This is a genomic window from Serratia sp. JUb9 (assembly GCF_014298095.1).
Lineage (GTDB): Bacteria > Pseudomonadota > Gammaproteobacteria > Enterobacterales > Enterobacteriaceae > Serratia_B > Serratia_B rhizosphaerae.
Window position 1 is genome coordinate 1044396 of record NZ_CP060416.1, and the last position, 21062, is coordinate 1065457.

Below are 21062 nucleotides of genomic sequence, written 5' to 3' on the forward strand. Positions count from 1 at the left end.
GAGATTCCCCATGGAAACACAATCGAAAGCACAATCGTACCACCCGCCCGTAACAGTTCTGGACGTCCCCGGCGTCACTGCCAATAAACCAGCGGAAGTGGTGCAGCCACAGGATAAAGCAACCCCTGCCCCGAGTACGTTCAATAAAGCCCCTGAGACGATCTCAGCAGGCCGTGGTGCGGTTCAGGCCGCCTTTGCGTACGCTGGCACTGTACAGGCCGCAGAGACGCTTACAGAGCTTCCTACGCTGTTCAAGCCGATCCGCTACACCGATGACGAGTTATCTTGGCGATACCGCAGTAGCACCCGCAGCCGCGTAGCTCTGGAGCTGAAAGGCTTTACCCGCGATTGGCAGGTGCATTCACCGGCTGACATTGACGACTTGCTGGGGATGCTGGCCGCTGAGCTGGTGAATAAATACAACCATGCGAAGCGTGACGGGATACAAACCGCCGAACACCAGCGCCGCACCGCAGCAGCCGCGAAGCTGGCCGCTGATTACCAAGTCGTTGCCGATGGTCACATCCAGCGGCATCTGCTGAACAAGAAATTCAGCGGAGCCGAAGCGCAGGAACTGTTGAACATGGTAGCCGAGGGTAAGACTCAGTTTGCCCGACAAATGGCCGGGGATGGCATCGATATTCCGGCTATCCATGCTGCGCTTGGTACCGATTATCGCACGGCGGCTGATGCGTGGGCGGAGCAGGCAACTGCAAGCGGACACTGCTCATTCAGTTACACGCCGATTGAAAACCCAGAGGCTCCCGTCAGCGCAAGCGGCACCAGTTTCAACATGTCTGTACAGCCGGGCGGCAAATGGATTCTGAGCGTGTGGACGGATTCAGGCTGGTACCCAGTGCAGGCGTCACCAGCAGCCCGTGCTGCGGCGCTACAGGAGCGAGCAGAGATTGACCGGATGCGGAGTGTTCAAGCCCGCATGAAGCCGTACATCGGGGAGGTTTTCGCTGATGAACTCCAGTATTAATCCTTTACCGAACGGCAAGCATCCCACCAATCGCGAACTACAGCTAATGCGGCTGGGGTACGCCGAATATCAGCCCCGCCTGATGAGTATCCAAAAGAATAATCCTGAGCGGTATTCAGCCGTGATGGATGGCCGTAAACGCTTTTATCAACACGGGTGGGCTTGCCCCACCTGTGGCAACAGCGAGCGGTACACGCGGAATCTGGCATGTGTTTACTGCGCAGGGCAGCGCATCCCGCTTTGTTTCAAGATTATCGAAGGTGTCGGCTCGGTGTATACGCCGCTGTCAGAGGAACGCTCCGAGGCGTATCAAGCCCGTAGGCAAGAGTTGCTGTATCAGCGTGATCTACGGAGCCGGATTCGCAAGCTGGGTGAAATCAGGTGCGGTTGGTGGGCGTTCCGTGACGGTGACTTCATCGGGCAGAACTTGGCCGGTGTGGCTGTTGTTATCTCACTGCATGAACCCGATTCCTTCACCGTTAGAAATCTGCGTAAACAAGACCCCGCCTTTAATGCCATCTGGGAGCACGTACACACCAAGGTGCGTCTCAACCCGGAGGCTATCTATGAACCTGAGTAAACCCGGCTGACGCTGGGTGTGGAGGAATACAGTGCAGCACAGTATGAAATCAGTCCCAGCATTGCAGACAAAACCAAAACAGATGGGGCGACGCCCGTTGCCGGTATCAATCCAGCAGGCCGCACGCTTTAACGAAGTGCTGGCTCTCTCTCCTGATTCTCCTACCGGCCTTGTTTGGCGTGTTCCCAATCGTGGGATCGGCGCTAAACATCGCTCCCCCGGGGAGTACGCCGGGAGCATCACCAAGACCGGTGCGCAGCGCGTTGGGGTGGATGGGAAGATCTTTAGTTGCGCTGCGGTGCGTGCTGGCCTCGCCACATTGAAAACCGTTCAGGGGCTAGCTCAGCAGGCGGCACAACCGGAGGCGCAGCATGTTCTATAAAGAAATCCCTGATATTCCGCGCCTAGAGGAGCAGTTTGTGCTGGCCGATGATTCCCCATCCGGTCTACGGCACAGGCTCGCGGGGACGGTGGGTGGAGCCGGTGGCCCTATCGCCGGGACACCTTGCACGGTGTACTGGCCGGGGGAGGAGCGCGAACAGCATAGAAAGCAACACCTTGCGCCGATGAACTACGAGGTGCATGTGCAGGTCGGCTGGAAAAACATCATGTTCGTGGGGCACGGGTACGATATTGACAACGAATGTCAGTACGTGCCCGCAGAGGTGGTACGCGAGCATTTACAGCTTGCCCGGGAAATCCAACTGCTGACCGCTATTGTGGACAAGGATCGCCCAGAGCAAAGGCAGGAGCAGCCCCAGCACCGTGGTAAGACGGTTTACCTATCACCCCAGAAACTAGCCGTCTTGGACAGAATGAGTCCCAGTGAACACAGCCTCACGCTGCTACGTGAAATCTAAGGAGAAGTATGGGGACTTTCCCGAAAGAAATTGAGCTGGCGCTTCAGGATGCGCTTGCACCTGATGCCGGTTCCGGCAGTGGCCTTGTATGGAAACGGCCTTTAGCTAATCGGGTCAAGGCTGGCAGCGTCGCCGGTACTCTCGGCAAGGATGGGTACTGGTCGGTTCAAGTCAAAGGCAAGAAGCTGGCAGCGCATCGCGTGCTGTGGTGGCTAGTGAATGGAGAAATCCCACCGGGGTTATGCATCGACCATATCGACGGCAACCGAGGAAATAACATGCTGGATAACCTGCGGCTTTGCTCTCGTGCTGAGAACAACTGGAACACACGTAAAAGGGCTGGCAGTCTGCCGAAAGGTATTACCGCTACCGGTAAATCGTACCAAGCGCAGGTGCAGAGCAACGGCACCCGCTGGCGGGTACGCTCCAGAAATCTGGCTATGCTGACAGGAGCTGTGCAGGCGATGCGGATGGAGCTGCATGGTGACTTCGCCTGTCATGGGTAACGCGGGCGGGATTGTGCCTGATTCAAAGCTAGCCCACTCAGGAGCCGGAAAGAAGCAAGCTGCACATCACATCATGGCACCCAGAAGGCGCTAGCGACCACCCAGAAGGCGTTAAGCGCTTGCTTCACATTGAATCAGGTTTTTAAAGAGCGGCGGTATATTACACCAACTTGAGATTACAATCAACACAGGATCGCGATAAAGCGAGCTGTACGGCTCTGTGAGCACATTTACGTTTCACTAGCCAATACACCTTATCACCAAACAAAAGGCCGTGCTGGCCCCTGATAGCGCCGCGCCCTAGAGGATCGTTCAGCTTCATATCGGAAGTGTCATCGCTTCGTCTGTGCATTCATGAACGGCCTGTGCATTCACCCGGTGATGTTCCGCCACAACACCCAGATAAAAAACAGCAGCGCCGCCCAGAACACCGCGCAACCAATGAAAACGGCAATCCATGCTTTACGCCTTAATGACCGCACAAGCTTATCCCTGTCACAATAAAGTTAAGGATATTCTGACAGGCGCTGCACTTACTTCCCAATTGATTACGCAGATCAATATTTACCTATCGATCGGCCAAAACGATCGGTTTAAACCATCAGGAGAGCGCCGAATAAAGCTGCTCAGCATTTTCTCTAATGACGAATAACTGTTAAGAAAGGGGCGTATAGCCCCTTAATAAATCAGCGTTTCTTGTCAGATTGTGAAACAACAGAACCTGCGAATGTTTTTGTCAGGTCGCTGTATTTGTCACTCTTCAAAGCCGCTGATGCTGTTGCTTCCATAGCCTTACCTGTCTCTTTCCCTGCTGCGGCCTGTGAGAGTGCCGAGGCCGCAAGCTTTTTCTGAGTTACAGATGCATTTGGATCGCGCAGAACTTTTGAAGCCTGAGAGGCTACAGATTTAGATGTCTGTTTTTTGTTTGTCATTTCTATGACCTTATCATTTTTGTTGATACATGAGAAATCTTCCATATAGTGCATGAATAACAATACAGGCACTACATGTTGTGTTAACTGTATATTTAAACATAATAATAATCAAGAAGGATCTGGATAAGATTCTGTACAGCATTGCAGCAGCATTAAGAAAGGGACAGAAGCCCCCATCCCTTCACGACAGCATAGAGTAAAGCTGTTCGGCCTTTTCCCTGATGATGAATAACAACACTTCTCTAACCGCGCTATCCTGCGAGCATAACGCCGCCTCAGCGAGCGCCAGACACTGAAAGGCCAATTCGTCAGGGGTTAGGTCTATCTCTTCATAAGCAGCCATCCTATAGCCCCTGTTCGATCTCTGGGTAGCCTGCGAGGTTAACTATCCGTTGCAGTTCCTCTAACTCAGCCCCGCCGCTGTATGTCCTGAAAGACTCCGTCTTGCCTCTTTCATGGCCGACAATCAGCGCTATCCTGTCCTCTGGAACTCCAGCCCGATCAAGCGCAGTGATGAACATTCCCCGCAGGCTGTGGAAGCACTGGCGGTCTGTAGCATTCGGCAGCGCCTTATTCCGTAGGCGGGTGAATTGCTGACTGAACCACGGCCCACGCTTAGCGTCAGCCCTTTTGATGGCGTTTGCTTTAGGTAGCAGGTACCGCCCGTGCTGGCCGTTCGTGTTCTGCCGTTTGTACTTTTCGATGATGCCTATCAAAGCGGGATGCACCGGCACCAGCCGAACGCCTGCTTTTGTCTTGGCTGCCTGAACTCGAAAGCAACGTACACCGTCGATTTCCGGCACATCATCAACACCGATAGAGGCAATTTCATTCAGACGCATCCCTGAGTACAGGCCAATAAAAATCACGTCCCGAACGTCCTCAATCGCATTATCCAAGAGGGTTGCAATCTCTGCCTGCGTGAACGGCTGGTAGCTGACAACTGTCCTCTTAGCCTCAAGTCGGTGCCCTGTGAATGGTGACGTGGCGGGGATGCCGTCATAGCAGCGCCGGGCGTACTCATACACCGAGTTCAGGCCGGACAGGTAATTCTGAATCGTCTGGACGGATTTCTTCGGTTTTAGCGCCCGGATGAACTGTGTCACCGATGTACGGGTGATGCCGGTTATCTCTGTATCGACGACGGCTAAATGGCCGAGCAGAAGTCGAACCGCCAGCGCGTGCTTGCTGAGGGTGCTGGGGCTGCGGGTTTTATCGTACTCCGCCAGATATTCGAAAGTAACAGCTTGCAGCATTACCTGATGACCGGAAACTACCGCGGAAGCTTTCCCTAGTTGTTGTACCGCGTTAACCGCTCGACTAAATGCTATAGCTCCGGCATCAACCACATACTTTTCCTTTATGTGGTTCCATTCAACAACTAATCGGTCGCGAACCGTTCTGGCTTTCTGTATATCACGCTGCCCGGTGCTTTTCCTGAACAGCCTGCGGCCGTTTGTTAAATGCCGCATATTCCGAGGCACCGCTATTTGAAACATCCAAATACCGGTTTCATGTTGGTACAAGTATTGGTTTCTTGCGCTGTTACCCATGGTGTTATCCCATTCTCTGATGTAGTATTCACCGCATCAGCAATGGGATTGGGCACTTACCGATACTAAATAAGTACCCATACTTCGATTCCCTTCACCCGCTCCACGCATTTCTTATCAATCAACTATCTGACTTGTAAGCACTATCAGAAAGATAATTCCTCATCTGCACTGCTCTTCGCTCAATTGAACGACGCCTGTAGCTGCTATCGTCTGGGGTGTGTTAGATCTGTGAGCATATAAAACCGTGGCGGCCGTTACAGCGTCTTACCGCGATAGCACAACAAGAAAAACCAAGCCGTGCCACAGGCTCTAAACACTCACAGAAATCTCACAGTAAGGCGTATTTAAGTCCGATGTCACTAAACAGGTTCATGGTGATTTTCGTCCCTGCACACGATATGCAGGCTCTGCTAGCGTTTCGCCGTGCCTGTTGTAGGATGGGGCATTCTTGCCGGCGATATTGCTGCAATTGCATTTAAAGCAACGGTTAAGTACAACACGATAGCTCGTGGGAGTGACAAGTTATGGTAACTGATGAGGATGTTTTAGCGTTTTTTCGTAAAGAACTGCCCATGGTTACTACTTTGCGTTTGAAGCCTGTCCCGCTTGAGTTGGATACCGTTTTACAAGAGTTCTCAGAGATAGATGACTTGGCGCCGGCAATAGATAGGTACAGCGAAACATTCAATATTGATGTGTCCATACTGGATATTGAATGTTATTACCCGTGGGCGATCCCATGGTTTTTCCGCAAATGGTTTACGACAAAACCCGTTAAGCAGTCCAAAAAACCTCTTACCGTGCGTATGTTCGCGGAGTCTGCCAAGGCCGGTCGCTGGCTGTATGATTAACATTCATTATCGAATTAGGCACATCAGCGGTGCTCTCCTTGCTCATCGTTTGGTTCGCTAACGTAAGTTCAAGTGGCCAAAAAAAGGGCGGTGAGAGCACCCTGGATGGACGTTGCCAGAATTTCCTGGTCGATAAGCCTCTCCCGCGCTTTAAATCCCGCTGAACCAGTTGTAGCCCTGGTCTTCCCAATAGCCGCCGGGGTTGGTGTCGCTGACGAAAATGGCGGCGATATGTTTGGCGTTTTTAAATCCCAGCTTGGTGGGCACCCGTAGCCGCAAGGGGTAGCCATATTCTGCCGGCAGCGCCTTGCCGGCAAAATCCAGCGCCAGAATGGTTTGCGGATGCAGTGCGGTGGCCATATCAATGCTGGAGTAGTAGCGATCCGCGCATTTAAAACCGACGTAACGCGCGTTGAGATCGGCGCCGACATGCTGCAGAAAGACGCGTAGCGGCACGCCGCCCCACTGGCCAATCGCGCTCCAGCCCTCAATACAGATTAAGCGGGTGTTCTGGCTCTGCTGCGGCAGGCGCTGCAGTTGTTCGAGGGTCCACGGCGCTGTTTTCGCTACTTTGCCGGAGACTTCCAACTGATAACCGCTCAAATCGACTTCCGGCACGTTGTATTCCGGGTAGTAGGCGTTAAACGGAAAAGGATGCGTGATCTGATCCGGACGATAGGTCTGCGCCAGGCGCTGCCCGTTGAACAGCCAGGCCTGGACCCGATCGTTCCAGCGTGACATCGCCCACAGCACTTTATCAACCTGATCGCCGTCTTGCAGATTACAGCCGGTCAGCATTGCCACGCCGCCCAGAGTCAGGCCAGAGCGCAGTAGCAGCCGGCGCTGCAGATTCACCAGCTGTTTTTTCTGATCCGGTTCCAGCGTCGGCGCGCGGGGAGACGGCTTTTTATCCTTCACGTTTACCTCCTGTCAGCATAGCCCACAGCGTGCGCGGTACGACGATCACCATCAGCACGTGAATGATGACAAACAACCCGACCGCCGCCATGGCGAAAAAATGCACATAGCGTGCGGTGTCAAAATCGCCGAACAGCGCCACGAGCCAGGACAGCTGCATCGGCTTCCAGATCGCCAGCCCGGAGAGCACCAGCAGCAGACCGAGCGCCACAACGCCGAGGTACATCAGCTTTTGAATCGCGTTGTATTTGCCGTGGCGGTGTTGCAGCCGCAGCGTCAGCGCCAGCCCGATATCACGCCGCAGCGCGCCAAGGCGCAACGGCAGCAGATCGTGACGCAAATGGCCGCTGCACAGGCTCCATAGCAGATAGCACAGGCCGTTGAATGCCAGCAGCCACATCAGCGCCAGATGCCAGCCAATGGCGCCGCCCAGCCAGCCGCCGAGCGTGACGGCGGGCGGAAAGCGGAAGTCGAACAGCGGCGAGGCGTTGTAGATCTCCCAGCCGCTCATAAACATGCACGTCATGGCGAACAGATTAACCCAGTGGGTGATTCTGACCGGCCAGCGGTGCACCGGTCGCGACATAGGTGCTTTCATCACGCCCTCCCGCATTACATCGGCGGTACGGTACCGTTTTTACCGGCGGAAATTCGGGTAGCGACGCGTTCACCTTTGTCGTCAGCGGCAGAGAACAGCACGATATGGGTGCCGGGCTGCAGCAGGCTGCGATCGCCGGGATCGAGCGTCACAATCGGCGTACCGTCCGGCACGATGACGGTTTTTTGCTGGTTGTTGTAATTGACCGTCAGGGTGCGGCCGTTGGCGTTCACCAATTTACCGACGGTGCCGTTGGTCATGGTATCGACTTTGCCATCGGCGGATTGCCAAGGGGAGTGGCCTTCGCCGGAACCGCGCAGGCTGGCGGCGAAGACGTGAACCTCCAGCGCTTTTAGACTGCCGTCGGCCTGTGGGACGGCGGCGGTGCCAATAAAGCTGTCGGGTTTGATATCGGCGGTTGACCCTTTCGATACGCTCAGCACTTTGGTCTGGTCATTGAGTTTTACGCTGACTTTTTCCCCTTTACGGTCGGTCAGCTGCAGGCTGCTATCGGAAACCTGATCGATAGTGCCGCGCAGCGGGGCGATGACTTTGCCGGGCATTTGGGCGGCGGCGATGCCGCTGCACATCAGCAGGCTGGACAGCAGTAAACCGGCAATACGACGTTGAGTAAGCATAATGTTCTCCTGTGGTTGATTGCCGATTAAGCATGGTTGAAGGATTGGGACAGCACCATGTCTGTTTGATGACATTAATGTCATCAAGCCGCGTGGCTGAAACTGCTACTCTGTTTGCAGAAAGAGTGAGGTGGTGAGAATGCGCATATTAGTGGTTGAAGACGATACCAGCACCGGCGATTACCTGAAAAAGGGGCTGGGGGAGGCCGGATACGGCGTTGATCTGGCGCGTAACGGCACCGATGGCCTGTTCCGGGCGTTGGAGCATGGCTACGATGCCATCGTGCTGGACGTGATGCTGCCCGGAATTGATGGCTGGCAGATTATTGAGGTGCTGCGTAAGAAAAGCGATGTGCCGATCCTGTTTCTGACGGCGCGCGACGGCGTGCAGGACCGGATCCACGGCCTTGAGCTGGGCGCCGATGATTACCTGGTCAAACCGTTTTCGTTTACCGAACTGGTGCTGCGCCTGCGCACGCTGCTGCGTCGCGGCACGGTGCGTGAGTCCGATCACTACGCGATCGCCGATCTGCACATCGATGTGCTGCGGCGCAAGGTGATGCGTCAGGAGACGCTGATTCCGCTGACCAATAAAGAGTTTATGCTGCTGCATCTGTTGGTGCGGCGGGAGGGGGAGGTGCTGTCTCGCACCATGATTGCCTCTCAGGTCTGGGATATGAATTTTGACAGCGATACCAACGTGGTGGATGTCGCCATCAAGCGGCTGCGCGCCAAAATCGACCGGCCATTTGCGATCAAACTGATTCATACCGTGCGCGGTATCGGCTACGTCTGCGAGGCGCGTCCATGAGTATGTTGGCCCGGCGCTGGCGGACGATGTCCCTGACGTTACGCAGCGCCATCCTGTTCGCCGTGGTGGCGGCGCTGGTGGTCAGCGCTGCGGGCAGCTACCTGTATGGCGCGATGCGTCAGGAAATGGTCAACCGCAGCGATCTGCAGGTGACCGGACGTATCGACTATTACCGGAAATTACTGGGTCAGCGCTTTTTAGTGGAGCGGCTGGTTGCCAATACCGGGTTGTTCGAAAATATGCTGGGCAACGAACAGGACGTCCTGATCTTCCAGCTGCTGGGGCAAAAACCGTTAATCAACGTTAACCCGGCCAGGCTGACGCTGCCATCGGTGGTGCCAACGCCGGTCGGTCAGCCGCAGCGGCTGAAGGCAGTGCGCGCCGGAGAGACGCCGCAGGGCGTGCCGATCCGGCTGGCATCGGCGCTGGTGAAACTGGAGGACGGCAAAGTCCTGCAAATTTCGGTGGCGCATGTGATGGCCAACGAACAGAAAATGCTGGCGCGTTATTTGTGGCGCGTGCTGGCGGCGGTGGGGATGGCCTTCGCGCTCATTGCGCTGCTGGGATACTGGGTGATGCGCCGTGAGCTGCGGCCACTAAGGCGCATGGCGGCGCAGGCGGCGGCGATCGCGCCCAGTACGCTGTCAACCCGGCTTAGCGTGCACGGAGCGCCGCAGGAACTGCGGCAGCTGATAGTGTCATTCAACGCCATGCTTGACCGGATAAACGACGGCTATCAGCGCTTGACGCAGTTCTCCGCCGATCTGGCGCATGAGATCCGCACGCCGGTAGGCGCTCTGATGGGCCAGTGTCAGGTGGCCCTGTACCAGCCCCGCAGCGTAGAAGAGTATGAAACCCTGCTCTCCACCAATATGGAGGAATTGGAGCGTATCTCACGCATGGTGGAGAATATTCTGTTTCTGGCCCGTGCCGGCAACGCGCAATCCGCGCTGAATTACCGCACGCTGGATATGGCGGCGGAGCTGCAGCGGGTGGCTGATTACTTTGAAGGCTTGGCAGAAGAGCGTGGTATTCAGCTGACTTGCCAAGGGGGCGGGCGGCTGTGGGCCGATGCCATGCTTTTTCAGCGGGCGCTGAGCAATCTGGTCGCCAATGCGGTGCGTTATGCCGATGGGAACAGCCAAATCATACTGCGGGCCGGGACGGAGGGTGACGCGTGCGTGGTACGGGTGATCAATCAGGGGGCGCCAATCGACGCCGCACACCTGGATAAACTGTTCGACCGGTTCTATCGTGCTGACGCCGCACGCAGCAGCCAAGCCAGCGGGCTTGGGCTGTCAATTGTACGCGCCATCATGACGTTGCACGGTGGCGAGGCCTGTGCCCAGTGTTACCCGCAGCCGCCGGCCGCCCAAATCGTGTTCAGCCTGCTATTTCCGGCAAATCCGCAGGAGGCGCATGACGGGAGAGGGTAAAAACCGGCTCCCGTCATGCGCCGTTTCCCTTCGGCTAACGACGTATTAAGCCCTTAATGCTTCGTAAGACACCATAACGTGTTCGCGGAAGGCGGGGCGTTCCGTCAGCCGATCGTAGTAGCTGCGCAGGTTTGGCAGTGGTTGTCGGCCGATGTCTATATCGTAGTAACGATACAGCACGTGCCCGAATTGGATATCTGCGGCGGAAAATGTGTCGCCAGCCAAAAACGTCTGGCCTGCGAGGCGCTGTTCGGCAATCATCAGTTTGTTCTCAAAGGCCTGCAGCGCTTGGTCGATCGCGGCGGGATCGCGTTCAGCTGCGGGCGTACGCACCACGCGCCAAAAGATCGGCGCGGTAAACAGCAGCGCTACGTTCAGTTTTGACCATTCCATCCAGCGGTCTACATTGGTTCTGGCGATTAAGTCGGCGGGCCAGAATTCGTCCGGCGCATAACGGTTTGCCAGATAGCGCAGGATGGCGCCGGTTTCCCACAGCGGCGGGAAACCGGCGCCATCTCGGAGTACGGGGATGGTACGGTTCGGGTTCAGCGCATAAAATTCGTCGCTGTCCGTGCCGCCGAATCGGTGCCCGACGTCATGTCTTTGATACGGTAAACCCAGCTCGCCAATGCACCACATAAGCGCCTGTACATTGGATGAGCTCTTTCTTCCCCAAACTTCCAGCATGAATCTGTCCTTCTTGCCAATTGATGTACGCTAACGGGAGCGCTCCATTAGAAAAGTCGAAAATAGAATGATGGCGGGAAAGCCTGCTTTTTGACTGCCCGTTTTCAGGTGTTAACATAGACGGTTATTATGCACCTTGCGCATACCATTATTGACATACGGCTGATTGAGGATAGGTTTTGAGCAGAGGGAATATATCTGCGGCGTGGCGCCGTCTGGCGGTGTGTCTGACGCTTGGCCTGCTGTTGGCGGGCTGCTCAGGCAAAAATAACTACAACCGTGATTATGATAAATTGCCTAAAGGCAGCTACAGCGGCAGTACCTATACCGTCCAGCGTGGCGATACGCTGTATTACATCGCCTGGATTACCGGCAATGACGTCAGCACGCTGGCGCGCACCAACAATATCCGTCCGCCTTATAGTCTGGCCGTCGGGCAAAAATTAAAAGTCAGCCCCGGCACGACGGCGAAAAGCACAAGCCGCAAATCCGGCGGTCGCTCTTCCGGCAGCGTGCTGACGAAGAGTACGCCTCCGCCGGGCGTCTCACGCTGCTGGCGTTGGCCGACCGATGGCAAGATCGTTGCCCGCTTCTCAACCTCTGACGGTGGTAATAAGGGTATCGATATTGCGGGCCGCCGCGGGCAGCCGGTTTACGCCAGCTCCAAGGGCAAAGTGGTGTATGTCGGCAACCAACTGCGCGGTTACGGCAACCTGATCATGATTAAGCATGGTGAAGATTTTATTTCGGCCTATGCGCATAACGACACTACGCTGGTGCGTAACGGGCAGGATGTGAAAGCCGGGCAGAAAATTGCCACCATGGGCAGCAGCGGCGCCAATTCTGTCCGCCTGCATTTCCAGATTCGCTATCGCGCGACGGCGCTGGATCCGCTACGTTATTTACCGCCTCAGGGGCGTGCTCCTTCCTGTTAAACGAAAGGGCCGGCAATTACGCCGGCCCTTTTTACTTACAGCGTTTTGACCAGCGAATCCCGGGTGATCTCGCCGATGGTTTTGGCGCCGGTCAGCGTCATCGCGACCCGCATTTCTTTATCAATCAGATCCAGCAGGTTCGCCACTCCGGCTTCGCCGGCCGCCGCCAGCGCGTACACGAAGGCGCGCCCCAGCAGGACGCTGTCGGCGCCCAGCGCAATCATCCGCACCACATCCAGCCCGTTGCGGATGCCGGAGTCGGTCAGAATGGTGATATCGCCTTTGACCGCATCGGCAATCGCCGGCAGAGCGCGGGCGGTGGAAAGAACGCCATCCAGCTGGCGGCCGCCGTGGTTGGAGACCACAATACCGTCAGCGCCGAAGCGTACGGCGTCTTTGGCGTCTTCAGGATCAAGAATGCCTTTAATGATCATCGGCCCCTGCCAGAACTCGCGGATCCACTCCAGATCTTTCCAGGAAATCGACGGATCGAAGTTGGCGCCGAGCCAGCCGATATAGTCCTCCAGGCTGGTTGGCGTACCGCGATAGGCGGAGACGTTGCCAAGGTCGTGCGGTTTACCGTTGATACCGACATCCCACGCCCACTGCGGGTGGGTCATCGCCTGTAAGATTCGGCGCATGGCGGCGTTCGGGCCGCTCATGCCGGAGTGCGCATCGCGGTAGCGCGCGCCGGGAACTGGCATATCGACGGTGAACACCAGGGTTTTAACTCCGGCCGCCTGCGCCCGCTCCAGCGCGTTGCGCATAAATCCGCGATCTTTCAGCACATACAGCTGAAACCACATCGGCCGGTTGATGGCCGGTGCCACCTCTTCGATCGGGCAGACCGAGACGGTCGACAGCGTGAAGGGAATGCCCTTGTTGGCGGCCGCGCGCGCCGCCTGCACTTCACCGCGCCGTGCGTACATGCCGGTCAGGCCGACGGGCGCCAGCGCCACCGGCATCGCCAGTTTCTCGCCGAACAGGGTGGTTTCCAGGCTTAGCTCGGACATGTTGCGCAGCACGCGCTGGCGCAGGGCGATCTCGGCCAGATCCGCCGTGTTGCGCTGTAGCGTGTGTTCAGCATAGGCTCCGCCATCAATGTAGTGGAACAGAAAAGGCGGAAGTTTTGCCTGTGCTGCGGCCCGGTAGTCGGTTGAAGCGGAGATGATCATAATGCGTCCCTTACTTTATCGTTAACTTAAACTTACTGTGATTCGCTCAGAATGCCAGTATCAGCGCCATGCCGGCGGCGATTGCGCCATAAACCAGCATGGGCAATATGGTTTTTCTGATGATCTTGCCCTCGGCCTGAGTAATGCCGAGGATTGAGCAGACGGCGATGATATTGTTCAGGCAAATCATATTGCCCATCGCGCCGCCTACGGACTGCAATGCCAGCGTCAGGTTGACGTTTAAACCGCTGCTGACGGCGATGGAGTGCTGAATACCGCCAAATGTCAGGTTGGAGACGGTATTCGAACCGGAGAAGAACGAGCCGAGTGCGCCGAGAAGGGCGGAAAACAGCAGCCAGCTGGCACCGGTGGTGTCGGCCAGCGCTCTGCCGATAATCATCACCGGCGCGTTATCCCCGCCCAGCATCAACAGATTGACCATAATCAGCGCACCGAGCAGGGCGATAAACGGCTTGCCGATACTGCGGGTGGTATCACCGAAGATCCGATGTACCTGTTGCCCACTTAATCTGAACAGCGGAATGGCGAGTAACACCACCAGCAGGAAAGGAATCAGGGCCGGCACGTACAGCGTTTTATAACTGGCCTGGGCGCTGGTGCCCAATACCTGCTGCAGTTCAATAATCAGCGCCTTGCTGATGCTGAGTTCACCGAACCATCCCAGGCTGCCCTGCCACAGCAGGGCGCTGCTGTTAAGCAGGGATTTCAGCCCCAGTTGGTGGATGCGCGTGACGATCAGAATCACGATCAGCAGCAGCGTCGGCGCCATGGCTTTAAGTACTTGGCCAAAGGGTACCGGCTGAGCGGTGGACGGGGTTCTGTCGCGCGTCAAGCCGATATTGGCGCGGGCCAGCAACACCGATAATGCCAGACCGATGGCGCCGCCCAGCAGTGCCGGAAATTCGTAGTTAACCTGCGCCAGCAACAGGTAAGGCAGCGTGCAGCTCAGCGCACTCAGCAGGATAAACGGCAGGTTTTGACGGATCTGCCGCCAGGAAACGATAAAGCGCAGTGCCAGAAGCGGAATAACCAGGCCGGCGACGGTGTGGATTAACGCGGTTTGGCGGCCGATCTCCAGCAGGTCGGCGTCGCTCAGCCCCAGGTTGGCAAAGCCGAACCAGGTCGGGGTGCCCACGGCGCCGAAAGAGACCGGCACCGAGTTCATCACCAGCGTCAGGATAGCAACGCGCAGCGGATTAAACCCCAGCCCAACCAGAATCGGCGCGGCGATAGCGGCCGGTGTGCCGAAGCCGCTGGCGCCCTCAATCATAAAAGCAAACGCCCAGCCGATGATCATTAGCTGGGCGACAGGGTTGGGGCTGATATTTTCCAGCCAGTTGCGCACCACGTTTTCCGCCCCGCTGATTTGCATCAGTTTATTGAGCAAAATAGCGCCGGCGATAATGGTAATCGGGGTGAAAACCGCAACCAGCGCGGTAATCACATTGGCATGTAATAGGAGCAAGTCGCCGTTGAACCACAGCAGCTGTAAAGCATAGACCACAAGGGCGGTTAACGGCAGAGCGATATAAGCGGGGACGCCTTGGTGTTTCGTCATCATCCATATCAATAAGATGATCGGAGCGATACTGAAAAACAGGGACATAGGATCCTCAGCGATTATTATTTTTATGCGGTAGGGCGATCGGAAATCGTCAATGTTTGCGACGGTATTATTCTAATCACAACATTATTCGATGTTCTACGTTGCATTTTTGCAACAATTGTAGAACGGACAGAACAGAGCATTCGGCTGGAATGAGAAGAGAAAGCGTGCGTGTTTTATTGTGATTTAAATCATTAGGTTAACGTGTGGTATTGTATGATAAAGGCGCGTGGTCACATTTATTAGGCGTCAATCAGCCATAGATTATCGCTTAAAATCACCTAATCGAACGCTCACCGCTGCCAGAATGGCGGCCGATAACGTGACGGCCTTCAAAAATAATGGCTGATCCTTTTATAACTACCAATGATATGTTCGATTAGCAGGCGGGTTTTTAACGGTAAATTACGGGTGTAGGGGTAAACGGCATAGACGCCGAGCACTTTTCCGCAGTGGCCACTTAATATTTCCACCAGTTTTTCATCCTGCAAATCCTCATACACCATGCAGCGGGGAACCATCGCGATGCCATGCCCGGCGATCACCGCTTTGCGAATGGCGCGGGCATTATTGGCGGAAAGATTGCCGTTGACCTGCAGTTCCTGAATATCGTCGTGGCCGGGCTGTTTGACCAGCCAGTTGGCGGTGCCGCTTTCTTGATAGGTATAGGTCAGACAGTTATGCGCCAAAAGATCGGCGGTGGTTTGCGGCTGCGGGTGTTGTTCAAGGTAGGCCGGGGAACAGACGATCACCCAGCGCGAGTCCAGAATGTGCCTGGCGATCAGGCTGGAGTCGGGCATGGTGCCGGTGCGTATCGCTAAATCGATGCCTTCGTTGACCAGATCGACAAAGCGATTTTCCAATCGCATTTCGACCTTGAGCTCAGGATGCTGTGCGCAAAATTCGGCGACGCTTTCGCTGAGCAGCAGTTCGCCGGAAATGGTGGGCACCGACATCCGTATGGTGCCGGTCAGCGCTTCGCTTTTTTCACTGACCGCATACAGCGCCTCCTGCATTTGCGCGCTCAGGGTTTTGGCATGATGGTATAGCATCGCACCGCTTTCGGTTGGCGTCAGGCTACGGGTGGTGCGATATAGCAGCCGCGCGCCGAGTGATTTTTCCAGCTTGCCGATACGTTTACTGATGACGGAACTGGTGATACCGGCGCTTTCCGCCGCTTTGCTGAATGAGCCGCAATCGACGATAAGCGCGAAGAGTATCAGATCGTTGGCGTATTCATGGGTTGGCAACATAGCGGCCGGCTGTCCTGTATCAATGTGGTTGCGGATAGTGTACGGGCTGACGGCGGGGAAACAAACCGTTATGGAGTAAGTTTTAGGCGGATTGAGTTGAGATACTGGTCGGAGCAGATCGCATCCCAAGATTCATCAGGATTATATAAGAGTTATCCTGCAATGATATTTATGTGATATATAATCATAAATATATGCATAGTTTATTTTTCCCCCACTAAACTGACAGAAACCGAGAAATATCCTGTTATTGCCTCATGCTAAATTGAGTCATGATGTAATGATTAGATGAAAATCTTATTGATCTACCTATTCTCGATGGTTATTCTTCTCTCAGATTTTATATGTGAAGAACTCCATGAATAGGAAACTACATTTTAATAAATGTGGCTTATTTCCACGCTTATTGAAAATAATCATCCCCCTCAGGATGAAGCAATGGTAAATTTGTAGCAGTTAAACATAAGGATATAGCAATGAAAAAAGTAACCCTGTCGGCAGCGGAAGCGGTGATTGGCGGTAAGTGCAAAAAAAATTGCACGGACAGTTTTGAATGGATTGGCACCGATCCAAGCAAGGTGTGCACCCTGGTGCGTTCCTGTACTGATAAATACGGTAAGATACACCAGACATCTATCCCGGCAGTCGACGAAAACCAGTGCCGTGGGGATGGCTAATTGATATTGTCTGATATCAATTCATATCAGTGAATTAAAGTTTATACGGATGCGGCGTGTTTTAGCTGCATCCGGTTTTTGTGTTGCAGAATTTCAAAACATATGCGCAGTATGTTTTATTCTAAAAATAACAGGATAGCCTGTCATTTTTAGTGTGATGGATCTGCGTTAATTTTCAGGATGAATGATTATGTTGAAAAAACCACTTTATTTTATCGTATATACATTATTTATTATTATTATCTCCTCACTGATCACGACAGCTTACATTCATTATTTTGTGATGGGTGCGCATAGTGACGATGACGCACCGGCGCTGACGTTTATCAGCGATGAGCAGATTAAAAACAGTCCGTTAACCGATGACAATGCGATTGTCGAGATCTTCTCTTATGGCTGCCACTACTGCGCGGTCAATGAAAACAATGTGAAAGACCTTGAGGCTCAGCTGCCGGCAGGCAGCAAACTTGTCCGCCTGCATATCGGCAACCCGCAAAACAGCGGTCTGTCCGCCTATGCGCCGCTGTTCGCCACGCTGTCGGTGATGGGACTGGAAGATAAATACCGTGAAAGCGCCTACCAGGCGATTATCAAAGAACGCCAGGATCTCAGCGACCCGGCGCAGTTGGGGCAGTGGCTGCTGGATAACGGTATCGATCGAACTGACTATCGCAGCGCCAGCCAGTCGCAGGAGGTCAAGGACCTGTTGGCTTATATGACGGCGGTGAGCAGTTACTACAAAGTGAACGCGACGCCGAGTTTTATCGTCAATAAAAAATGGTTGGCTCAGCAGGATAGCGATTTTCCTACCTTTAGCAAAAAGTTGCTGTCGCTGCTGAAAAACGATAGCCCGCAGGAACCGTAATGCGTTTCTTTGCGGTATGGGTCTACCTGAGCGCCTGTAACCTGTGGGACCGTGCGATCGGCCAGTGGCATCGGGTGCTTTGGCTGCGCGCCCGACTGCTGTGTCTGATACTGCGGCATACCGATTACCGTCTGGCATTGGCGGTGAGCGAGGCCAGCCGCTGGCTGCCGTTCGTCAATCGCGGACTGCGGGGGCGTGCCGCTGTGGCGCGCGCCAATCAGCGTTCCCTGCTAGGCGACGGGCCGCAGGTAGACTTTATTCGTCAGATGCGTCGCCGGCAGGTGTTGGAGTTGGCGGCGACCTACGGACGTAATCGTCAACTGCTGGCGCAGATGGCGTCCTGCAGCGCCCAGCTGAATCAGGTTGTCTCGCCGCTGCATGCTGCCGGTTCCCCAGTGATACTGGCGCCGCTGCACATGGTTTCCGACATTCTGGCGGGGATGGTGGGCGGCGAGGTGTTTCCCGGCAAAGCGACGGTGATCGTCTCGTCCGGCGCTGAGGTATATCAGGAACAGGCGCGCAGGCAGGGCGGCGTTAATCTGGACTATTGCTCGATCCATGATGATAACCGCGCCATTGCCGGCAATCTGACGTCCGCGCTGCTGGAGGCGGCCGACCATCAGCGCAATATCATTATTTTTCCGGATATTACGCCGGATTATACGGTAACCACCAACCGTGCCCGTACGGCGAAACTCCCTTGCCGATTGTTTGACCGTCCTGCCAATGTGCACAGCGGCGTGGTGCGTTTGGCGCGCGCGCTGTCCGCCAGCGTGGTGTTTTATTACCTCTACTATGACCGCGGCATCAGGATTCATATTTTCCCGCCGGTAGAGGCCAGTGCACTGCAGCAGGCGTTGCCGACGGTTATTGAGACCGCATTGCGACAGCGCCCTGAAGCCTGGATGCTCTGGCATGCGCATTCGTTGTTTTTTATCAATGAATAACCTGGAACTGTAAAAAAAGATCATGGAAAAGATAATCCCGACGCAGGTGTTTCAAAGCGAAACCAACGAATGCGGCCTGGCCTGTATTGCGATGCTGGCGGAAACACAGGGAATTGATGCGCCACTGGAAGCGTTGCGCACGCGTTTTCCTGCCTCCCAGCACGGCATGTCGCTGGCGACCTTAACCACCATCCTCGGCGAATTGGCTATTCCAGCCTATCCGGTATCCTTTGAGCACCAGGAACTGGCGGAGCTGCCGCTGCCGGCGATCTTACACTACGGCGCCAGCCATTACGTTCTGTTGGCCTATCGTAAAGGCAACCACGTCTGCGTGATGAATCCGGCGATCGGTCAGCAGTTACTGCCGCTGGAGGCGCTCAAACAGGAAATCAGCGGCTATGCGCTGGTGCTGGATCATGAAACGCCGCCGGATGCCGCGGCGCTGGCCGGTGTGAAGCGCAGCCAGCGTTTCAGCGCGCTGGAGTGTATGAGCATGCAGGAAACCTCGCGTCTGCCGGGCATCTATCGCCTGATGACGCTGGCGTTTCTGATATCTCTTACGCTGTTTATTATGCCGGTGATGGTCAGCAGCGCGATTAATGACGTTTTTTCAAGCGCCGGCGAGACCGATTTCCCCTATTTTTATTACCTGTTGGCGTTTGTTATCTCCACCTCGCTGGCCTTTGGCGTAAGGCTGATTACCGAACGCTTTATCAAACGGTTCGTGGTGCTCAACAGCGTGGCCGGTTTTTCCCGGCTGTTAGCCAACTCGTTAAACTTTTTTGATAAACGCGCGCCCGGCGAAATATTCAGCCGTTTTGCTAACTGGCAGTCGGCCGCCGGGCAAAAGATAGAGCTGGATAACGGCCTGCGTACCGACTGGATCGTCGGGGCGATCGCGCTGGGAGTGATGTGCTATATGAGCCCGCTTCTGGCGCTGGTATCCGTCGTCGGCGTGACGATGATGGGGCTGGTCAGCGTATGGGCCATTTACCGCGACCGTTACTATACCCAGCAGCTGCAGGAAAAAAGCGCCGAACAGAGCGACTTTATTCTGGAGACCATTCAGGGATTCTCCACCATCAAATCCGCCGGGCTGGCCAGCCTGCGCAAAGGGGCGTTTGCCCAGTATGCGCTGTCGCTGTTCACCTGCCGGCAAAAGCAGAAAGTTTATGAGCAGATCAAGGGCAGTATCTATCAGCTGATCGGCAGCCTGGAGATGGTGTTCTTTATGTTGCTGGCTCTGCCTTTGCTAAAGAGCGGCGCGTTAAGCCTGGGGGAGTTTTTTGCCTACAGCTTCGTGCGTGAGATTTTTACCTCGTATATCACCAAAATCTTCTTTGCCATTTTGCAAAAAAACCAGCTGCACGTGATAGATAAGCGTGCGCGCGACCTATTCCCTGTGGGGGAGACGACGTCGGCTGGGGCATCGTCGGTTCCAGCGGCCGTGCCGCCGTTTATCCGCAGCCTGGGGTACCACGATATCGTGTTCGCCTATGATGCCCAGCAGCCGGTGCTGCAGGGCCTGTCGTTTTCGCTGCGGCGGGGGGAAAGCATTGCCATTGTCGGGGAGTCCGGTGCGGGTAAAAGTACGCTGTTGAAAGTGATGTGCGGCCTGATTCCTCCCCAGCAGGGCGATATCGTCGTGGATGACGGCCCGATTGACTATCACCAGGCACACGCGCTGTTTTTCCTGCAGAGCCAGGAGGATATTTTGTTTAACGCCTCTGTTCTACAAAATATCACGCTGTTTGATGAAGATTTTGATGAAGGCCGGAGAGCCGAGATTGAGCGCTCTCTGCGCGGGCTTAACCTGGAACCGGCGATCGCCAGGCTGCCGGGCGGCATGAACGCGCTGATTCGTGAAAGTCACGCCGGCCTGTCGCTGGGGCAGCGCCAGCGGCTGCTGCTGGCGCGCGCCATGTACAGCGGCCGTCCGGTTCTGGTACTGGATGAGCCTACCGCCAATCTGGATGAAGAGACGGCTCAGCAGGTGATGGACACCCTGCTGGCGCACTGTCGCGAGCAGGGAAAAACGCTGATTACGGTGACGCACAGCGAAAGCGTGCTGCCGAAGTTTGACCGGATTTACCGTATGGCGGAAGGCCGGATAGAGACGATGACGTCATCAGCAGTGCGGCCGGCACCCTCGCCGATACCGTGCGGAGAGGTCTGCTGATGCCGTTACGAAAAAATCGCAAAGCTGCTCTTGCGCTGCTGCT

Annotated in this window: 23 protein-coding genes and 1 pseudogene; 13 read left to right on the top strand and 11 right to left on the bottom strand. The window is 55.3% G+C overall.

The window, feature by feature from the left end; genetic code table 11:
- The first annotated feature begins 10 nt into the window (after positions 1-10).
- The 4 genes from HF675_RS04955 to HF675_RS04970 all read left to right on the top strand — a co-directional run bounded on the left by HF675_RS04955 (position 11) and on the right by HF675_RS04970 (position 2931).
- The gene (locus HF675_RS04955; RefSeq protein ID WP_187044180.1) at positions 11-985 is read left to right on the top strand and encodes a hypothetical protein; all 975 of its coding nucleotides are present in this window, start codon (positions 11-13) and stop codon (positions 983-985) included.
- Positions 969-1565, top strand: a complete 597-nt coding sequence (locus HF675_RS04960) for a hypothetical protein (RefSeq protein ID WP_187044181.1) — start codon at positions 969-971, stop codon at positions 1563-1565. Before HF675_RS04955 ends, HF675_RS04960 begins: the two co-directional genes overlap by 17 nt.
- A 371-nt stretch (positions 1566-1936) precedes the next feature.
- The gene (locus HF675_RS04965) at positions 1937-2425 is read left to right on the top strand and encodes a hypothetical protein (protein ID WP_187044182.1); all 489 of its coding nucleotides are present in this window, start codon (positions 1937-1939) and stop codon (positions 2423-2425) included.
- 8 nt (positions 2426-2433) lie between these two features.
- Positions 2434-2931 (top strand): HNH endonuclease, encoded by a 498-nt coding sequence (locus HF675_RS04970; RefSeq protein ID WP_187044183.1) that lies wholly within the window; start codon positions 2434-2436, stop codon positions 2929-2931.
- Positions 2932-3302: 371 nt separating this feature from the next.
- On the opposite strand, the gene HF675_RS23915 is transcribed toward HF675_RS04970, so the two are convergent.
- The 4 genes from HF675_RS23915 to HF675_RS04990 all read right to left on the bottom strand — a co-directional run bounded on the left by HF675_RS23915 (position 3303) and on the right by HF675_RS04990 (position 5419).
- Positions 3303-3413, bottom strand: coding sequence for a YmiA family putative membrane protein (locus HF675_RS23915; RefSeq protein WP_160030110.1), 111 nt, complete (start codon positions 3411-3413; stop codon positions 3303-3305).
- 204 nt (positions 3414-3617) lie between these two features.
- On the bottom strand, positions 3618-3863 hold the full coding sequence (locus HF675_RS04980) for a hypothetical protein (RefSeq protein ID WP_187044184.1): 246 nt from the start codon (positions 3861-3863) through the stop codon (positions 3618-3620).
- A gap of 184 nt (positions 3864-4047) precedes the next feature.
- Positions 4048-4209 (bottom strand): hypothetical protein, encoded by a 162-nt coding sequence (locus tag HF675_RS04985; RefSeq protein WP_187044185.1) that lies wholly within the window; start codon positions 4207-4209, stop codon positions 4048-4050.
- 1 nt (position 4210) lies between these two features.
- The gene (locus HF675_RS04990; protein WP_187044186.1) at positions 4211-5419 is read right to left on the bottom strand and encodes a site-specific integrase; all 1209 of its coding nucleotides are present in this window, start codon (positions 5417-5419) and stop codon (positions 4211-4213) included.
- Between the two features lie 423 nt (positions 5420-5842).
- Between HF675_RS04990 and HF675_RS23920 the strand changes: the two are divergent.
- Both HF675_RS23920 and HF675_RS04995 read left to right on the top strand, forming a co-directional pair.
- Positions 5843-5953: pseudogene (locus tag HF675_RS23920) on the top strand (STM2901 family protein); the annotation flags it as partial.
- The gene (locus HF675_RS04995) at positions 5947-6273 is read left to right on the top strand and encodes a DUF1493 family protein (protein ID WP_111736530.1); all 327 of its coding nucleotides are present in this window, start codon (positions 5947-5949) and stop codon (positions 6271-6273) included. The pseudogene HF675_RS23920 and the gene HF675_RS04995, both read left to right, overlap by 7 nt.
- Positions 6274-6423: 150 nt before the next feature.
- Here the strand turns inward: HF675_RS04995 and HF675_RS05000 are convergent, their stop codons facing one another.
- From HF675_RS05000 to HF675_RS05010, 3 genes are read right to left on the bottom strand one after another with little or no spacing between them, the layout of a single operon-like run.
- Positions 6424-7191 (bottom strand): molybdopterin-dependent oxidoreductase, encoded by a 768-nt coding sequence (locus tag HF675_RS05000; RefSeq protein WP_187044187.1) that lies wholly within the window; start codon positions 7189-7191, stop codon positions 6424-6426.
- Complete coding sequence (locus HF675_RS05005; RefSeq protein ID WP_187044188.1) at positions 7181-7789, bottom strand: cytochrome b/b6 domain-containing protein; 609 nt, start codon at positions 7787-7789, stop codon at positions 7181-7183. The genes HF675_RS05000 and HF675_RS05005 overlap by 11 nt, the downstream gene beginning before the upstream one ends.
- 14 nt (positions 7790-7803) lie before the next feature.
- Entirely contained in the window at positions 7804-8427 is a 624-nt protein-coding gene (locus tag HF675_RS05010; protein WP_187044189.1) for a DUF5666 domain-containing protein, read from the bottom strand.
- Between the two features lie 139 nt (positions 8428-8566).
- Here HF675_RS05010 and HF675_RS05015 point away from each other — a divergent pair, with 139 nt between their 5' ends.
- The gene (locus HF675_RS05015) at positions 8567-9238 is read left to right on the top strand and encodes a heavy metal response regulator transcription factor (RefSeq protein ID WP_111736533.1); all 672 of its coding nucleotides are present in this window, start codon (positions 8567-8569) and stop codon (positions 9236-9238) included.
- Entirely contained in the window at positions 9235-10674 is a 1440-nt protein-coding gene (locus tag HF675_RS05020; protein WP_187044190.1) for a heavy metal sensor histidine kinase, read from the top strand. The genes HF675_RS05015 and HF675_RS05020 overlap by 4 nt, the downstream gene beginning before the upstream one ends.
- A 45-nt stretch (positions 10675-10719) precedes the next feature.
- Here the strand turns inward: HF675_RS05020 and HF675_RS05025 are convergent, their stop codons facing one another.
- On the bottom strand, positions 10720-11361 hold the full coding sequence (locus HF675_RS05025) for a glutathione S-transferase family protein (RefSeq protein ID WP_187044191.1): 642 nt from the start codon (positions 11359-11361) through the stop codon (positions 10720-10722).
- A 179-nt stretch (positions 11362-11540) separates the two neighbouring features.
- Between HF675_RS05025 and actS the strand changes: the two genes are divergently transcribed.
- On the top strand, positions 11541-12296 hold the full coding sequence (gene actS / locus HF675_RS05030; RefSeq protein WP_105232383.1) for an amidase activator ActS: 756 nt from the start codon (positions 11541-11543) through the stop codon (positions 12294-12296).
- 35 nt (positions 12297-12331) lie between these two features.
- On the opposite strand, the gene lldD is transcribed toward actS, so the two are convergent.
- The 3 genes from lldD to HF675_RS05045 all read right to left on the bottom strand — a co-directional run bounded on the left by lldD (position 12332) and on the right by HF675_RS05045 (position 16351).
- Positions 12332-13471, bottom strand: a complete 1140-nt coding sequence (lldD, locus tag HF675_RS05035; protein WP_187044192.1) for an FMN-dependent L-lactate dehydrogenase LldD — start codon at positions 13469-13471, stop codon at positions 12332-12334.
- A 46-nt stretch (positions 13472-13517) separates the two neighbouring features.
- Positions 13518-15098 (bottom strand): L-lactate permease, encoded by a 1581-nt coding sequence (locus tag HF675_RS05040; RefSeq protein WP_187044193.1) that lies wholly within the window; start codon positions 15096-15098, stop codon positions 13518-13520.
- A 332-nt stretch (positions 15099-15430) separates the two neighbouring features.
- Positions 15431-16351, bottom strand: a complete 921-nt coding sequence (locus HF675_RS05045) for a LysR family transcriptional regulator (RefSeq protein WP_187044194.1) — start codon at positions 16349-16351, stop codon at positions 15431-15433.
- A 476-nt stretch (positions 16352-16827) separates the two neighbouring features.
- Between HF675_RS05045 and HF675_RS05050 the strand changes: the two genes are divergently transcribed.
- The 4 genes from HF675_RS05050 (at position 16828) to HF675_RS05065 (ending at position 21019) form a co-directional block, all read left to right on the top strand.
- Positions 16828-17028, top strand: a complete 201-nt coding sequence (locus HF675_RS05050; RefSeq protein ID WP_105232379.1) for a DUF4762 family protein — start codon at positions 16828-16830, stop codon at positions 17026-17028.
- Positions 17029-17218: 190 nt separating this feature from the next.
- Positions 17219-17893, top strand: a complete 675-nt coding sequence (locus HF675_RS05055; RefSeq protein ID WP_105233505.1) for a thiol:disulfide interchange protein DsbA/DsbL — start codon at positions 17219-17221, stop codon at positions 17891-17893.
- On the top strand, positions 17893-18840 hold the full coding sequence (locus tag HF675_RS05060) for an ABC transporter (RefSeq protein ID WP_111736538.1): 948 nt from the start codon (positions 17893-17895) through the stop codon (positions 18838-18840). Before HF675_RS05055 ends, HF675_RS05060 begins: the two co-directional genes overlap by 1 nt.
- A gap of 22 nt (positions 18841-18862) precedes the next feature.
- Positions 18863-21019: a peptidase domain-containing ABC transporter gene (locus HF675_RS05065; RefSeq protein WP_105232377.1), complete on the top strand. Its 2157-nt coding sequence runs from the start codon at positions 18863-18865 to the stop codon at positions 21017-21019.
- The last annotated feature ends 43 nt before the right edge of the window (positions 21020-21062 follow it).

What these genes read in the sequence shown, in the direction of transcription:
- HF675_RS04980 (WP_187044184.1), bottom strand. Translation starts at nt 3,863, where the DNA reads ATGACAAACAAAAAACAGACATCTAAATCTGTAGCCTCTCAGGCTTCA.
- HF675_RS04960 (WP_187044181.1), top strand. Translation starts at nt 969, where the DNA reads ATGAACTCCAGTATTAATCCTTTACCGAACGGCAAGCATCCCACCAAT.
- HF675_RS05005 (WP_187044188.1), bottom strand. Translation starts at nt 7,789, where the DNA reads ATGAAAGCACCTATGTCGCGACCGGTGCACCGCTGGCCGGTCAGAATC.
- HF675_RS05050 (WP_105232379.1), top strand. Translation starts at nt 16,828, where the DNA reads ATGAAAAAAGTAACCCTGTCGGCAGCGGAAGCGGTGATTGGCGGTAAG.
- HF675_RS05020 (WP_187044190.1), top strand. Translation starts at nt 9,235, where the DNA reads ATGAGTATGTTGGCCCGGCGCTGGCGGACGATGTCCCTGACGTTACGC.
- HF675_RS05045 (WP_187044194.1), bottom strand. Translation starts at nt 16,351, where the DNA reads ATGTTGCCAACCCATGAATACGCCAACGATCTGATACTCTTCGCGCTT.
- HF675_RS05040 (WP_187044193.1), bottom strand. Translation starts at nt 15,098, where the DNA reads ATGTCCCTGTTTTTCAGTATCGCTCCGATCATCTTATTGATATGGATG.
- lldD (WP_187044192.1), bottom strand. Translation starts at nt 13,471, where the DNA reads ATGATCATCTCCGCTTCAACCGACTACCGGGCCGCAGCACAGGCAAAA.
- HF675_RS05065 (WP_105232377.1), top strand. Translation starts at nt 18,863, where the DNA reads ATGGAAAAGATAATCCCGACGCAGGTGTTTCAAAGCGAAACCAACGAA.
- HF675_RS04985 (WP_187044185.1), bottom strand. Translation starts at nt 4,209, where the DNA reads ATGGCTGCTTATGAAGAGATAGACCTAACCCCTGACGAATTGGCCTTT.
- HF675_RS04970 (WP_187044183.1), top strand. Translation starts at nt 2,434, where the DNA reads ATGGGGACTTTCCCGAAAGAAATTGAGCTGGCGCTTCAGGATGCGCTT.
- HF675_RS05010 (WP_187044189.1), bottom strand. Translation starts at nt 8,427, where the DNA reads ATGCTTACTCAACGTCGTATTGCCGGTTTACTGCTGTCCAGCCTGCTG.
- HF675_RS04990 (WP_187044186.1), bottom strand. Translation starts at nt 5,419, where the DNA reads ATGGGTAACAGCGCAAGAAACCAATACTTGTACCAACATGAAACCGGT.
- HF675_RS04955 (WP_187044180.1), top strand. Translation starts at nt 11, where the DNA reads ATGGAAACACAATCGAAAGCACAATCGTACCACCCGCCCGTAACAGTT.
- HF675_RS05055 (WP_105233505.1), top strand. Translation starts at nt 17,219, where the DNA reads ATGTTGAAAAAACCACTTTATTTTATCGTATATACATTATTTATTATT.
- HF675_RS05025 (WP_187044191.1), bottom strand. Translation starts at nt 11,361, where the DNA reads ATGCTGGAAGTTTGGGGAAGAAAGAGCTCATCCAATGTACAGGCGCTT.
- HF675_RS05015 (WP_111736533.1), top strand. Translation starts at nt 8,567, where the DNA reads ATGCGCATATTAGTGGTTGAAGACGATACCAGCACCGGCGATTACCTG.
- HF675_RS04965 (WP_187044182.1), top strand. Translation starts at nt 1,937, where the DNA reads ATGTTCTATAAAGAAATCCCTGATATTCCGCGCCTAGAGGAGCAGTTT.
- HF675_RS04995 (WP_111736530.1), top strand. Translation starts at nt 5,947, where the DNA reads ATGGTAACTGATGAGGATGTTTTAGCGTTTTTTCGTAAAGAACTGCCC.
- HF675_RS05060 (WP_111736538.1), top strand. Translation starts at nt 17,893, where the DNA reads ATGCGTTTCTTTGCGGTATGGGTCTACCTGAGCGCCTGTAACCTGTGG.